12 protein-coding genes are annotated in these 13,043 nt (G+C 67.9%); 2 read left to right on the forward strand and 10 right to left on the reverse strand.

Annotated features, from left to right (window positions below):
- Nucleotides 1-8: 8 nt before the first annotated feature.
- Nucleotides 9-2,783 (reverse strand): DNA polymerase I, encoded by a 2,775-nt coding sequence (gene polA, locus ACT6SE_RS20565; RefSeq protein WP_046433232.1) that lies wholly within the window; start codon nucleotides 2,781-2,783, stop codon nucleotides 9-11.
- A gap of 97 nt (nucleotides 2,784-2,880) precedes the next feature.
- On the opposite strand from polA, the gene ACT6SE_RS20570 reads away from it, so the two are divergent.
- The gene (locus ACT6SE_RS20570; protein ID WP_014038952.1) at nucleotides 2,881-3,165 is read left to right on the forward strand and encodes a DUF2782 domain-containing protein; all 285 of its coding nucleotides are present in this window, start codon (nucleotides 2,881-2,883) and stop codon (nucleotides 3,163-3,165) included.
- A 169-nt stretch (nucleotides 3,166-3,334) separates the two neighbouring features.
- Here ACT6SE_RS20570 and ACT6SE_RS20575 read toward each other — a convergent pair whose 3' ends face one another.
- The 9 genes from ACT6SE_RS20575 to rpmB all read right to left on the reverse strand — a co-directional run bounded on the left by ACT6SE_RS20575 (nucleotide 3,335) and on the right by rpmB (nucleotide 11,545).
- Nucleotides 3,335-3,781 (reverse strand): universal stress protein, encoded by a 447-nt coding sequence (locus ACT6SE_RS20575; RefSeq protein WP_005411629.1) that lies wholly within the window; start codon nucleotides 3,779-3,781, stop codon nucleotides 3,335-3,337.
- 303 nt (nucleotides 3,782-4,084) lie between these two features.
- Nucleotides 4,085-4,639 carry a hypothetical protein gene (locus tag ACT6SE_RS20580; RefSeq protein WP_014648865.1) on the reverse strand — a complete coding sequence of 185 codons (555 nt, stop codon included), beginning with the start codon at nucleotides 4,637-4,639 and terminating at the stop codon, nucleotides 4,085-4,087.
- 106 nt (nucleotides 4,640-4,745) lie between these two features.
- Nucleotides 4,746-5,072: a low molecular weight protein tyrosine phosphatase family protein gene (locus ACT6SE_RS20585; RefSeq protein ID WP_046433235.1), complete on the reverse strand. Its 327-nt coding sequence runs from the start codon at nucleotides 5,070-5,072 to the stop codon at nucleotides 4,746-4,748.
- Between the two features lie 121 nt (nucleotides 5,073-5,193).
- Nucleotides 5,194-7,386 (reverse strand): DNA helicase II, encoded by a 2,193-nt coding sequence (gene uvrD / locus ACT6SE_RS20590; RefSeq protein WP_046433238.1) that lies wholly within the window; start codon nucleotides 7,384-7,386, stop codon nucleotides 5,194-5,196.
- A 9-nt stretch (nucleotides 7,387-7,395) separates the two neighbouring features.
- Complete coding sequence (locus ACT6SE_RS20595) at nucleotides 7,396-8,817, reverse strand: FAD/NAD(P)-binding protein (RefSeq protein ID WP_444811050.1); 1,422 nt, start codon at nucleotides 8,815-8,817, stop codon at nucleotides 7,396-7,398.
- 45 nt (nucleotides 8,818-8,862) lie between these two features.
- The gene (cls, locus tag ACT6SE_RS20600; protein WP_014648869.1) at nucleotides 8,863-10,281 is read right to left on the reverse strand and encodes a cardiolipin synthase; all 1,419 of its coding nucleotides are present in this window, start codon (nucleotides 10,279-10,281) and stop codon (nucleotides 8,863-8,865) included.
- 125 nt (nucleotides 10,282-10,406) lie between these two features.
- The gene (locus tag ACT6SE_RS20605) at nucleotides 10,407-10,655 is read right to left on the reverse strand and encodes a hypothetical protein (protein WP_032960654.1); all 249 of its coding nucleotides are present in this window, start codon (nucleotides 10,653-10,655) and stop codon (nucleotides 10,407-10,409) included.
- Between the two features lie 475 nt (nucleotides 10,656-11,130).
- Nucleotides 11,131-11,298 (reverse strand): 50S ribosomal protein L33, encoded by a 168-nt coding sequence (gene rpmG, locus ACT6SE_RS20610; protein WP_169411268.1) that lies wholly within the window; start codon nucleotides 11,296-11,298, stop codon nucleotides 11,131-11,133.
- Between the two features lie 10 nt (nucleotides 11,299-11,308).
- A complete protein-coding gene (gene rpmB, locus ACT6SE_RS20615) occupies nucleotides 11,309-11,545 on the reverse strand; it encodes a 50S ribosomal protein L28 (RefSeq protein ID WP_005411638.1) in 237 nt (78 codons plus the stop codon).
- Nucleotides 11,546-11,826: 281 nt separating this feature from the next.
- Here rpmB and ACT6SE_RS20620 point away from each other — a divergent pair, with 281 nt between their 5' ends.
- Nucleotides 11,827-13,041 carry a glycosyltransferase gene (locus ACT6SE_RS20620; protein ID WP_046433241.1) on the forward strand — a complete coding sequence of 405 codons (1,215 nt, stop codon included), beginning with the start codon at nucleotides 11,827-11,829 and terminating at the stop codon, nucleotides 13,039-13,041.
- Nucleotides 13,042-13,043 lie beyond the last annotated feature (2 nt).

Consider the following 13,043-nt stretch of genomic DNA (forward strand, 5'->3'; position numbering starts at 1 on the left):
AAACACCGTCAGTGCGCTTCGTCCCAGTTGTTGCCGACGCCCGTGTCGACCACCAGTGGCACCCGCAGTTTGGCCGCTTGCGACATGCGCTCCACGACCTGCAAACGCAGGTCCTCGACGAAACTGCTTTCGGTTTCGAACACCAGTTCATCGTGCACCTGCAGGATCATCCGTGCCGGCGCCCCGCTGTCACGCAGCCACTGGTCCACATCCACCATCGCGCGCTTGATGATGTCGGCGGCAGTGCCCTGCATCGGCGCGTTGATCGCCGCGCGTTCAGCACCGGCACGCAGGCCCTGGTTGCGGGCGTGGATGTCGTTCAGGTACAGGCGACGGCCGAACAGGGTTTCCACGTAGCCCTGGTCACGGGCCTGCTGGCGCATCCGCTCCATGAAGTCGCGCACGCCCGGGTAGCGGCTGAAGTACAGCGCCACGTAGTCCTGCGCCTGGCCACGGTCGATGCCCAGGTTGCGGGCCAGGCCGAAGGCGCTCATGCCGTACATCAGGCCGAAGTTGATGGCCTTGGCGGCGCGGCGCTCGTTCGGGGTCACCTCCTCCAGCGTGCGCCCGAACACCTCGGCGGCGGTGGCACGGTGTACGTCGGCGCCCTGCTCGAAGGCACGCACCAGGCCCGGGTCCTCGGACAGGTGGGCCATGATCCGCAGTTCGATCTGCGAATAGTCGGCCGCCAGCAGCTGGAAGCCTTCCGGGGCGATGAACGCGCGGCGGATGCGGCGGCCGTCCTCGGTGCGGATCGGGATGTTCTGCAGGTTCGGGTCCGACGAGGACAGGCGGCCGGTGGCGGCACCGGACTGGTGGTAGCTGGTATGCACCCGGCCGGTGTCCGGGTTGACCATCTCCGGCAGCTTGTCGGTGTAGGTGCTGCGCAGCTTGGCCAACCCACGGTAGTCCAGGATGACCCGCGGCAGCTCATGCTGGTCGGCAATCGCCTCCAGCGCCTCTTCGTTGGTGCTGGGCTGGCCCTTCGGGGTCTTCACCACCGCCGGCAGCTTCAGCTCGTCGAACAGCACCGCCTGCAGCTGCTTGGGCGAATCCAGGTTGAAGCTGCGCCCGGCCAGCTCGGTGGCCTTCTGCTGCGCGGCCAGCATGCGCGAGGACAGGTCCTGGCTCTGCCGGCGGAGTTCGTCGGTGTCGATCCGCACGCCATTGGCTTCAATGCTGGCCAGCACCGGCACCAGCGGCATCTCGATGTTGCGGTACACGCTGTCCAGCGCCGGCTCGGCCAGCAGCTGCGGCTGCAATGCGTGGTGCAGGCGCAGGGTGATGTCGGCGTCCTCGGCGGCGTAGCGGCTGGCTTCGTCGATGCCCACCTGCGAGAACGGGATCTGCTTGGCGCCCTTGCCGGCCACGTCCTCGAACTTGATGGTGCTGTAGCCCAGGTAACGCAGCGCCAGCGAATCCATGTCGTGGCGGGTGGCGGTGGAATTGAGCACGAAGCTCTCGAGCATGGTGTCGTCGTGGTAGCCCTGCACCGCCACGCCGTGGCGGCGCAGCACATGCAGGTCGTACTTGCCATGCTGGCCCAGCTTCTTCTTCGCCGGGTCCTGCAGCGCCGGGCGCAGTGCGTCCAGCACCTGCTGCATGGGCAGCTGGGCCGGCGCACCCGGGTAGTCGTGGCCGACCGGAATGTACGCCGCCCTGCCCGGCTCGACGGCCAGGCTGATGCCCACCAGGCGCGCGCGCATCGCGTCCAGCGCATCGGTCTCGGTATCGAAGCTGATCAGGTCGGCCTGCTGCAGGCGTTCGACCCAGGCCTGCAGCTGCTCGGCGGTCAGCACGGTCTCGTACTCACCCGGCGCGGACAGTGCCGGATCCAGCGTGCCAGCGGCGGGCGCCTCGACGCTGCCACGGGCGAAGCCAGCGGCGGTGCCGCGCAGGCTCGGGGTCGCCTCGCTGGCGGCCACCGGTGCCGGCACCGGCGCGCCCAGCTCCTTCAGCGCCTGGGTGAAGCCATAGCGCGTATACAGCTCGGTCAGCTCCGGCACATCCTGCTCGCGCAGGGCCAGCGTGGTCGGGCTGGCGTCCAGCTGCACGTCGGTACGGATGGTCACCAGCTCGCGGTTCAGCGGCAGCCGCTCCAGTGCGGCACGCAGGTTCTCGCCGATCTTGCCCTTCATGGCCGGCGCGGCCGCCATCACGCCGTCCAGGTACTGGTACTCGGCCAGCCACTTGGCGGCGGTCTTCGGCCCGCACTTCTCCACGCCCGGCACGTTGTCGACCGCGTCGCCCATCAGCGCCAGCAGGTCGATGATCTGGTCGGCGCGCACGCCGAACTTCTCCATCACCGCCGCATCCGAATCCATGCGGCTGCCGGTCATGGTGTTGACCAGCTCGATGCCCGGGCGCACCAGCTGGGCGAAGTCCTTGTCGCCGGTGGAAATGGTCACCTTCAGGTCCTGCGCCAGGCCCTGAAGGGCCAGCGTGCCGATCACATCGTCGGCCTCCACGCCGGGGATGCGCAGGATGCTGATGCCCAGCGCTTCGACGATGCGGCACATCGGCTCGACCTGGCTGCGCAGCTCATCGGGCATCGGCGGGCGGTTGGCCTTGTACTGGTCGTACAGGTCGTCACGGAAGGTCTTGCCCGGCGCGTCGACCACGAACGCGACGTAGGCCGGGCGCTCCTTCAGCGTCGAACGCAGCATGTTGACCACGCCGAACAGCGCGCCGGTGGGTTCACCCTGTGCATTGGACAGGGGCGGCAGCGCGTGGAACGCGCGGTACAGGTAACTGGACCCGTCGATCAGGACTAATCTGCTCATGTGCCGATTCTACGCGCCCGTGCCTGCACCGCGGCGACACGGCCCGTACACCGCGATGGGGCATAATCAGGGCTCTTTCCAGGCAAAGGCCCCGCCGATGAAGACCCTGATGCTGGCTTCCCTGCTCCTGCTCGCTGGCTGCGCCAGCATGGGTGGCGCGGGCGCTCCCCCGGTGGACGTCAAGGGCGCGGATGTATCCAAGCGCACCATGGACAACGGTGACACCATCGAGGAATACCGCGTGTCCGGCCAGCTGCGCATGGTCAAGGTGACCCCGTCGCGCGGTGCCCCGTTCTACATGTACGACAAGAACGGCGACGGCCGCATGGACAACGACAAGGACGGCGTGTCGCCGGTCTACTGGAAGCTGTACAGCTGGTGAGGTGACCGGGGTTGTGACCGGGGTCGGATCCCTTTCCACAGGAAAGGGCTCTGACCCCCTCAGGGCCACCGGCACGGCCCCGATCCCCCACAAAAAAGCAACGCCGGCGCGCATCCTGCGGCCGGCGTCGGGTCCCCTCCCCGGGAACGCTTGAATCAGCGGGTATGGATCAGCGGATGACCAGCACCGGCAGCGTGCTGCGTGCCAGCACTTCGGCGGTCTGGCTGCCCAGCAGTACACGGGTCACGCCACGGCGGCCGTGCGAGGTCATCACGATCAGGTCGCTGTTGCGCTCGCCGGCGGTCTCGATGATGCCGTCGGCCGCATAGCGGTCCAGCACGTGCACCGGGTTGGCGGTGATGCCCTGCTCGGCGGCCTTGGCCAGCGCCGGCTGCAGCACCTTCTGCGCGCCTTCCTCGCGGTCGGCCTTGTATTCGGGGCTGTTCATGTAGCCCACGCTCCAGCCCATGGCGTCGTACATTCCGACGGCCCACGGCTCGGAAACAGTGACGATATCGACCTCGGCGTTGAGGTCCTTGGCCAGCTCCAAGCCCTTGGCCAGGCCCTTGTCGGCCAGTTCGGACCCGTCAGTGGCAATCAGGATGCGCTTGTACATGGTGGGGCTCCGTGGCGGTCTGCCGGATGGGAACGACACCATTGCACACCGTATGTGCAGGCGGCGCCTTGAGCAGGATCAATCCGGCGCCGCGCAGCGGCGTGTGCGCACCGTCACGTGGTCCGGGGGACAGGGGCTCGGCCCGCCCTCTTCTGTAGAGCCGAGCCCGTGCTCGGCTGCTTCTGGCGGGAAAAGCAGCGGAGCATGGGCTATGCCGGTCGTCCTGACCGGCACCCTTCGGGCCGTCGCAAGCGACGTTGGCAGCGGCTCCTGCCGCTACCTTCGGCTCTACAACAACGTCGCTCAGGCGATCTGCACCACGCGCGCGTTCTGGCACAGCGGGTAGCTGGCCACGAACTCGTCAATCGCATCGCGCATCGCCTCGAACGATTGGCCGTACATGTACAGCGCGGTCTCGGTCGGGCCCTGCCACCAGCTGCAGATCTCGCCCAGGCCGTCGATGTTCCCGGACAGCTGCTCGAACACGTGGTTGGAATCGCACTGTTCGTAGACCTCGTCCGGCAGGTTCAGGCCATCCAGGTAGATGCCCAGGCCTTCGGTCACGCCGAAGCTGCGATCGGCCTCGCCTGCGCCCTGTATCTGCGAACCCTTCGGTGCACCCAGCTGCTCCAGCAGGTCGATCAGCTTCGGCACGCCCGCGGCATCGACCAGTGCCACTTCGATATCGCCGTATTCGACCTCACCCAGGTCGGACATCGCGGTGCCGCCGCCGGTCAGCTCGCCCACCTGGGCCGCCTGCAGCAGCGCGTCGAGCGGATCCTCGAACAGTTCGTGGCGGTGCTCCGGCTGCAGCCGGGCGTTCAACTTCACGGTGACGTGCAGCGTGGGTTCGGTCATGGGGGCGTTCCTGGAAGAAGTGCCACCTATTGTAGAGCCGAGCCCATGCTCGGCTGCTTCTGGCCGGAAAAGCAGCCGAGCATGGGCTCGGCTCTACAACAGTCTGTCAACGCAGGAACGGCGTGACCTTGCGCTTCAGCAGTTCCACCAGCACCGGGTCCATGTACTCGTAGTCATCCGGAATATCCAGGCAGATCACCCGCTTGCCGTTCAACCAGGCCTTGTAGCGGCTGGACAGCCGGTTGCGGTGGGCGCGCTCCATCACGAACACGATATCGGACCACTGCAGCAGCTCGGGGCTGAGCACTTCCTCGGCGTCGGCCAGCAGCCCGGCCGAGGCGGTCTCGATGCCCGGCCAATCGGCGAATACCTGCTCGGCCGTCGGGCTGCGCAGGCGGTTCTGGCTGCAGAGGAAGAGCACATTGCGGGTCATGAGCGCAGCCTAATGGGGGCAGAGCCCTTTTCCAACGGAAAAGGCTCCGGCCCCAACCACGTGCATTCCGCGATGGGGTCAGAGCCCTCCCTGCGGGAGCGATCCGACCCCTCGACGGCGATCAGATCACCGTCAGGTTGGCGTAGGCCATCACCAGCCACTTGCTGCCGGCATCAGCAAACTCGACCTGCACGCGGGCGTGCGCGCCGCTGCCTTCGTAGTCGGTCACCATGCCTTCGCCGAACTTGGGATGGGTGACCAGCGCGCCGAGCTTGACCGGCGGCGCCTCGATCGAGGCATGGCCCATCACCCGGCTGGCGCCCATCGAGGCCGGCCGCGAGACCTGCACCTTCGGGCGCACTTCGTGCAGCAGTTCGCGCGGAATCTCGCGCAGGAAGCGTGACGGCAGGCTGTAGTTGTCCTGACCGTGGATGCGGCGCGATTCGGCATAGCTCAGCACCAGCTTCTGGCGCGCGCGGGTGATGCCGACATAGGCCAGGCGGCGCTCTTCTTCCAGCCGCCCGCTTTCCTCCAGCGAGCGTGCGCTGGGGAACAGGCCTTCTTCCAGGCCGGCCAGGAACACCAGCGGGAATTCCAGGCCCTTGGCCGAGTGCAGGGTCATCAGCTGCACGCCCTCTTCGCCTGCCTGCGCCTGGCCCTCACCGGCCTCCAGCGCGGCATAGGCCAGGAACGCGACCAGCTCGTCCATGTCCTCGCCCACTTCCTCGATGTCGTCAGCCCGGCGCACGAAGCGCGAGGCCACCGAGACCAGTTCGTCGAGGTTGTCGGTGCGCGACTCCGAGTCCAGCGCATTGCGGCTTTCCTTGCTCCAGTGCTCGCGCAGCTGCGAGCGGGCCAGCACGTGGTCCACGCGCTCGGCCAGGGTCATGTGCACGGTCTGCGCCTGCAGCTCGTTGACCAGCCCCAGGAAGCCGGCCAGCGCATTGCGCGCGCGTGCGGCCAGCGCGTTGCCCTGGGTGACCAGCATCGTTGCTTCCCACAGCGAGATACCCTGCGCGCGTGCCTCGCGGCGCACTTCGTCCAGCGTGCGGTCGCCGATGCCCCGGGTGGGCGTGTTGACCGCGCGCTCGAACGCGGCGTCATCGTTGCGGTTGGACAGCAGGCGCAGGTAGGCCAGCGCGTCCTTGATTTCGGCACGCTCGAAGAAGCGCATGCCGCCATACACGCGGTACGGCACCTGCTCGCTCAGCAGCGCTTCTTCCAGCGCGCGCGACTGCGCGTTGCTGCGGTAGAGTACGGCCACTTCGGTGTAGCTGCCACCGTCGCGCACCCACTGGCGGGCACGCTCGACGATGTAGCGTGCCTCGTCCATCTCGTTGTACGCGGCGTACAGGTCGATCGGCTCGCCGTCACCGCTGTCGGTCCACAGCTGCTTGCCGATGCGATCCGGGTTGTGCGCGATCACCGCGTTGGCAGCGCCGAGGATGTTGGCGGTGGAGCGGTAGTTCTGCTCCAGGCGGATGGTCTGCGCGCCCGGGAAATCGCGCAGGAAGCCCTGCACGTTCTCGACCTTGGCACCGCGCCAGCCGTAGATGGCCTGGTCGTCGTCGCCGACCACGAACACGTGGCCGGAATCACCGGCCAGCACGCGCACGAAGGCGTACTGGATGGCATTGGTGTCCTGGAACTCGTCCACCAGGATCTCGCGGAAGCGGGCGCGGTAGTGCGACAGCAGCGCCGGGTTGTCGCGCAGCAGTTCGTGCGCGCGCAGCAGCAGCTCGGCGAAGTCGACCAGGCCGGCGCGGTCGCAGCGCGCCTGGTACTCGATGTAGGCCTGGCGCATGGTTTCCAGCCACGCGTCGTGCGGTTCGGGCTGGATGTGCTGCGGGCGGCGGCCCTCGTCCTTCTGCGCGTTGATCCACCACGCGATCTGCTTGGGCGGGTACTTGCCATCGTCCAGCTCCAGCGCCTGCACCACGCGCTTGACCAGCCGCAGCTGGTCGTCCGAATCCATCACCTGGAAGCCTTCGGGCAGCTTCGCATCCTGCCAGTGCAGGCGCAGCAGGCGGTTGGCCAGGCCGTGGAAGGTACCGATCCACATGCCACGGCTGCCATGGGGCAGCTGTGCGTCGATGCGGTGGCGCATCTCGCCGGCCGCCTTGTTGGTGAAGGTCACCGCGAAAATGCCGTGGGTCGGCACGCCATCGACTTCATGCAGCCAGGCGATGCGGTGGGTGAGTACGCGGGTCTTGCCGGAACCGGCACCGGCCAGCACCAGGTGGTGGCCGGGGGGAGAGGAGACGGCTTCGCGCTGGGCCGGGTTCAGGCCATCAAGCAGGTGGGAGACATCCATGCCCCCATTTTACGGCATCGCCGTCGCGGCTCCTGCGACCACCTGGGTGGCCAGTGCCTGTGCCTGCTGACGCAGTTCAGGCACCGCCAGGCTTTCCCACAGGCTGCCGATGCGCAGGCTGCCGAGTACGCCCAGCCGCGCCTGCGGCTGGCCACCGGCCGCACGCAGGCGGTCGCCCGGCACTGTGCTGTCCAGGCCCAGCCCGTGCGGGCCGGGGCGGGCCAGGCCATCGCTCTGCAGCTGTTGCAGCAAGGGATTGCGCAGCGCGCTGGCGCGGGTTTCCACGCCGGTGGCGTTGATCACGCCGCCGATCGTCCAGTGCTGATCCTTGCCGGAGGCGTCGCGACCCGACAGCCGCAGGGCATCGCCTTCGCGGCCGATGCGTTGCAGGCGGGACCGGTGAATACGCAGTTGGCCGCTTTCGATCAGCGCCTGCAGCTGTGCGTCGACCTCTTCGGCGATGCGGTGGCGGTGCACGTCCCAGTAGCGCACCACATGGCGCAGGAAGCGGCGCTGGTCGGCCGCGTCAAGGCTGCACCACAGCGCCTGCCCGTGCGGACGGATGCGGTCCATCACGCCCTGCCACGGCAGGCCGTCGGCCTGCGCCTGGCGCGCGAACCCGCGCAACGCGCGCAGGCGCTGGCGCAGGCTCATCGGCAGCAGCGCAGCCGGGTCGAACGTGGGCAGGCCGCCATGCGCATGCGGCAGCGGCAGCAGGCCATGGCGCGAGATCACATGCAGCGGGCCGGTGTGGCCGGCTGCAACCAGCGCCAGCACGGTGTCGGCCATGCTCAGGCCGGAGCCGACGATGGCCACGGCCTGCTCACCGGCCAGGGTGCGTACGCCGTCGTAGTCCCAGGCCTCGATCACGTCATCGGCGGGCAGTGCCTCGGCACCGGCTACCGGCAGCGGCCGCATGCTGTTGCCGATGGCGAGCACTGCCTGTGCGGCGTGCAGCGTCTGGCCATCGCCGAGTGCCAGCTGGTAGCCGTGGTCATCCGGCTGCAGGCCCAGTACCGGCTGCACGATCACCTGCAGCTGTGCCGGGCTGGCCGCGGCGGCCTCCTGCAGGCGCTGCTGCAGGTACGCTGCAAAGTAGTGGCGGCACACGTAACGCTCGCCCAGCACCTCGCGCGCCTCGCCCGGGTAGGCGTTGGCGGCCATCAGGTAGTCGAGGAAATCGCCGGGCTGGTCGGCAAACGCACTCATCTTCGCCGCCGGCACGTTCAGCAGGTGCTCCGGCCACGGCGTGGCATAGGCGATGCCCTGCGCCAGCTGCGAAGCCGGTTCGAAGATGGCCAGCGCCAGCGGCGCCTGGGCCTGGCGCAACACCTGGATCGCCACCAGCACCCCGGCCGCACCACCACCGATGATTGCCAGGTCCAGTTCGCCATTACGCGGTGAATCAGTCATGCGCCGATTGTAGGCCATCGGCGATGACGGGCCGGATTGCCGAAGCGGGCGGTTGCCGCCGTTTCACATCAACGCATCGGCCAGCCGTGCGATGCCTTCGCGGCTGCGCCGCCACGTGGGACGGCTGCGCCACTGCTGCAGGTCCAGCTGCCGCGACTCGCGCAGGTAGCCATCCTCGATCGCGCACAGCTGCTGCACCAGCGCACGGTCGTAGCAGACCAGGCCGATTTCGGCATTCAGCGCGAACGAGCGGATGTCCATGTTGATCGAGCCGAGCACGGCGATGTCCTCGTCCACGCTCATGTGCTTGGCATGCAGGAACTGCGGCTCGTACAGCGCGATGCGCACGCCACAGCGCAGCAGCTCGTCGTAGTAGGCCTCCTGCGCCCACGACGTCAGCCGCTGGTTGTTGCTGGCCGACAGGATCAGCTGCACCTGCACGCCGGACAAGGCCGCAATGCGCAAGGCGCTGAGCGTGGCTTCGTCGGGCACGAAATACGGGGTGACCATCACCAGCCGGCGCCGCGCCAGGTGGATCAGCGCCGCCACCGCATCGCGTGCGTTGCTGTAGGGATAGGCGGGGCCGCTGGGCAGCAACTGGGTGGCGATGTCGTCGCTGCACTCGGGCACATCGGCGATCACGTCCAGGCGCTGGCCGGTTTCCATGTACCAGTCGCTGGCGAACACCGCTTCCAGATGCGCCACCGCCGGGCCGCGCACGCGCGCCACCAGCTCGCGGTTCGGGTGGCCAGGCACGAACTGCGGGCCGGCCAGGTTCTGCGAACCGACATAGGCCACTTCGTTGTCGATCACCGCGATCTTGCGATGGTTGCGCAGGTCCATGCGCCCGCTGCGGCGCCAGCGCAGGCCACCGGGCAGCATCGCGCGCACTTCGATGTCGCGCGCCTGCAGGCGCTTGCGATAGGCACGCAGGCCGCGCTTGGCGCCCACCGCGTCGAGCAGCACGCGGCACTGCACGCCACGTGCAGCCGCACGCTGCAGGGCCTCGACGATCGCCTCGCCCACCGCGTCGTCGAACATCAGGTAGTACAGCAGGTGCACGCGGTCTTCGGCCTGGTCGATGTCGGCGATCAGCGTGTGCAGTGATTCGTCGTAGTCGGTCAGCAGATCGACGGCGTTGCCGTGCACCGGCATGAAGTCGCCCTGGCGCTGCACCAGCGGCACGATCTCGGCGCTGGCGGTGTCCGGCTGCGGTGTCCAGCGCAGGCGATGCTGCAGCGCCTGTTCCTCGCGGATGACCTGCGAGGCCTCGGCCTGGCGGCGGATGCGCTCGCGCGACAGCCATGGGTGGCCGAACAGCAGGTACAGCGGCAGGCCCAGCAGCGGCACGAAGCCGACCAGCAGCAGCCAGCTGCGCGCCGCCCCCGGCGTGGTGCGGGTGGGGATCCAGCACAGTGCAACCAGCCGGATCAGCCAGTCGATCAGCAGCAGGTACGAACCCAGCAACCACTCGAACAGCATCGTGTCGCCCGTCGGGAGGTGATGGGCCATTCTGCCCACCGGCCCTTGTGGAGTCGAGCCGCGCTCGACGGCCTTCCGGTCCGACCGCACAGCAGCCGAGCGTGGGCTCGGCTCTACAGGATGGATCAATGCCGCACCGGCACCTCGCACAGCTGCCGCACCGCGTCGGCATGGCGGCGGCCGTTGAGCGCCATGCAGGCGATCGCCTGTGCGGCCCGCTCCAGCTGCGCCTCCGGCAGCGGCGACGGCGCGCCGTTGGCCAGTGCCAGATGGTGGTCGCACAGCAGCAGCGCCATGCCCTCGATGCCTTGCAGCATGCGCTGCAGGCGCAGCCAGCCCAGTTCCAGGTCCTGCCGGTGTGATGGGGTGTTCATGCAACCTCCTTCAACGGATCTGGCCACCGTGAAGGTGGCGGACGATGCGTGGTTGCAATACCGGGAACGGTAGCCACCAAACCGGCGGGCGCGAGGCCCCCACGCACCGTCCGCCATAGAGGCAGATGGGTCGCCCGCCGTCGGCGGAGCTTTCCGGCAACTGCGGGCGAGTTTACTGGCTACCGATTCGACGGGATTGCAAGCCCGACCACTGCAACCGCAGCGGCCAGCCATCATGGGCACGGCGGGGCCCGTCGTTCCAATCGATTTGAACCGCGCGAGGCGGCAGAACCGGTAGGAACAATCACTTATCGCATTCGGCCCTTCACCTCAGGCAGGGTGCCATTGGCGACAGCGTGCGCAGGGAGTGCGGCAGTGCCGACCAAGGTCGGCCGCTACCGAAGTCTGCACGCCAGGCATGAAAAAACCCGCCACAAGGGCGGGTTTCTTCGCGGGGATCAGCAATCCGTGCGGATTACTTGATCTTGCCTTCCTTGTACAGGACGTGCTTGCGCACGACCGGATCGTACTTCAGGAATTCCATCTTCCCCGGGGTGTTCTTCTTGTTCTTGTCGGTCGTGTAGAAGTGGCCGGTACCGGCCGAGGAAATCATACGGACCTTATCGCGCTTGCCTGCCATGATGCTTTACTCCTCAGACCTTTTCGCCGCGCGCACGCAGCTCAGCCAGAACGGAATCGATGCCGTTCTTGTCGATGGTGCGCAGTGCATGCGCGGAAACACGAAGCTTGACCCAGCGGTTCTCGCTGGCCACCCAGAAACGGCGCTCGTGCAGATTCGGCAGGAAACGACGACGGGTCTTGTTGTTGGCGTGCGAGACGTTGTTACCCGTCTGCACTCGCTTGCCGGAAACCTGGCATACGCGGGACATTGCGCACCTCGATAGTAGTAGTTGTCAGCCCGTAGCCCGGGCGACGGCGGCCTCGATGGTTGCCCACCACACGTCAAGAGAATCAAAGGGTTACGCTGGCGTTGGGCGGCCGGGGACGTGCTCCCGGGGGCGCCGCCCGGTAGAAAACCGGACACAGCGAGCCGCGCATTATGCACGGGTTCAAGCACTTGCGCAAGTTACCCACAGGCGGGGACTGGACCGGCGGGGCCGGGGGGACTTCGCCAACCGGCATACTGGCCCGGATCACTGCGGAGCTTTCCATGCGGCTGCTGGCCCTGACCTACGGAACCGAAGGCGATACGCGTCCGCTCGCCATGCTCTGCCATGGGCTGATCAGCGCAGGCCACGCGGTGACACTGCTGGCCGATGGCGGCACCCTGGGCAGCGCGCAGGCCCTGGATGTGCCCCACGCGGCCCTTGAGGGTGACATCCATGACGAAGTGGTCGCCCTTGTCTCGCGGGGCAACGGTGTTGCCGCCGCCAGTACCGGTCTGGCACGGATGGCGCTGCAGCATGTCAGCGGCTGGATGCGCCAGGCCGATGCCGCCGCCGAAGGCTGCGATGCGATTCTGACCGGCGGACTGGCGGCCCTTGTCGGCATGAGCGTGGGCGAACGTCGGGGTCTGCCGGTCATCGGCACCGGCATGATTCCGCTGACCCCGACGCGAGCCTTCCGCTCTCCGTTCCTGCCACCCGGACGCTCGCCGGGCTGGTTGAACCGGGCCAGCTACGGGTGGGTCAACGGCCTGATCTGGCGCCAGTTCCGTCGGCCGATCAACGCGGCACGCCAGCAACTGGGGCAATCGCCGCGTCGCGCGCTGTGGTCCGGCCTGCCGATGCTCTATGGCATCTCGCCGCAGCTGCTGCCGCCACCGGCGGACTGGCCGGCCGACCACATCGCCTGTGGCCAATGGCGGCTTCCTGATGCGCCCTGGACGCCGCCAGCCGATCTGCAGGCCTTCCTCGATGCCGGGCCGCCGCCGGTCTATCTGGGCTTTGGCAGCATGACCGGATTCGATCGCGAGCGCGTGCTGCCGGCCCTGCTGCAGGCGCTGGCACCGCGCCGGGTGCTGCTGTTTCCAGGGTGGGCCGGATTGCCGACGGGTGCGCTGCCAGCAGATGTGTTCGTGCTCGGCCCGACGCCACACGAAGCACTGTTCCCGCATTGCGCACTCGCCATCCACCATGGTGGCAGCGGCACCACGCATTCGGCCTGCCGCGCCGGCATTCCCTCGCTGGTGATGCCGTTCGCCGCGGATCAGTTCTTCTGGGCCGATCGCCTGTATCGGTTGGGCGTGGCACCGCCACCGTTGTCACCGAAGCGACTGGATGCAGCAACGCTGGCGGCAGCCATCACCTTCGTTGAAAGCGACGCAACACGCGCACGCGCGGCGGCCCTGGGCGTGGCGATGGGCCATGAGGACGGGGTGGCCTGTGGCGTGGCGATGATCGAGCGCTGGTTACGGCCGGTGTAACA

This window comes from Stenotrophomonas sp. LC732, assembly GCF_052446685.1.
Taxonomy (GTDB): Bacteria; Pseudomonadota; Gammaproteobacteria; order Xanthomonadales; family Xanthomonadaceae; genus Stenotrophomonas; species Stenotrophomonas muris.

Excerpts from the sequence above, each read along its gene's own strand:
- polA (WP_046433232.1), bottom strand. The coding sequence starts at position 2,783 with ATGAGCAGATTAGTCCTGATCGACGGGTCCAGTTACCTGTACCGCGCG.
- ACT6SE_RS20570 (WP_014038952.1), top strand. The coding sequence starts at position 2,881 with ATGAAGACCCTGATGCTGGCTTCCCTGCTCCTGCTCGCTGGCTGCGCC.
- ACT6SE_RS20575 (WP_005411629.1), bottom strand. The coding sequence starts at position 3,781 with ATGTACAAGCGCATCCTGATTGCCACTGACGGGTCCGAACTGGCCGAC.
- ACT6SE_RS20580 (WP_014648865.1), bottom strand. The coding sequence starts at position 4,639 with ATGACCGAACCCACGCTGCACGTCACCGTGAAGTTGAACGCCCGGCTG.
- ACT6SE_RS20585 (WP_046433235.1), bottom strand. The coding sequence starts at position 5,072 with ATGACCCGCAATGTGCTCTTCCTCTGCAGCCAGAACCGCCTGCGCAGC.
- uvrD (WP_046433238.1), bottom strand. The coding sequence starts at position 7,386 with ATGGATGTCTCCCACCTGCTTGATGGCCTGAACCCGGCCCAGCGCGAA.
- ACT6SE_RS20595 (WP_444811050.1), bottom strand. The coding sequence starts at position 8,817 with ATGGCCTACAATCGGCGCATGACTGATTCACCGCGTAATGGCGAACTG.
- cls (WP_014648869.1), bottom strand. The coding sequence starts at position 10,281 with ATGCTGTTCGAGTGGTTGCTGGGTTCGTACCTGCTGCTGATCGACTGG.
- ACT6SE_RS20605 (WP_032960654.1), bottom strand. The coding sequence starts at position 10,655 with ATGAACACCCCATCACACCGGCAGGACCTGGAACTGGGCTGGCTGCGC.
- rpmB (WP_005411638.1), bottom strand. The coding sequence starts at position 11,545 with ATGTCCCGCGTATGCCAGGTTTCCGGCAAGCGAGTGCAGACGGGTAAC.
- ACT6SE_RS20620 (WP_046433241.1), top strand. The coding sequence starts at position 11,827 with ATGCGGCTGCTGGCCCTGACCTACGGAACCGAAGGCGATACGCGTCCG.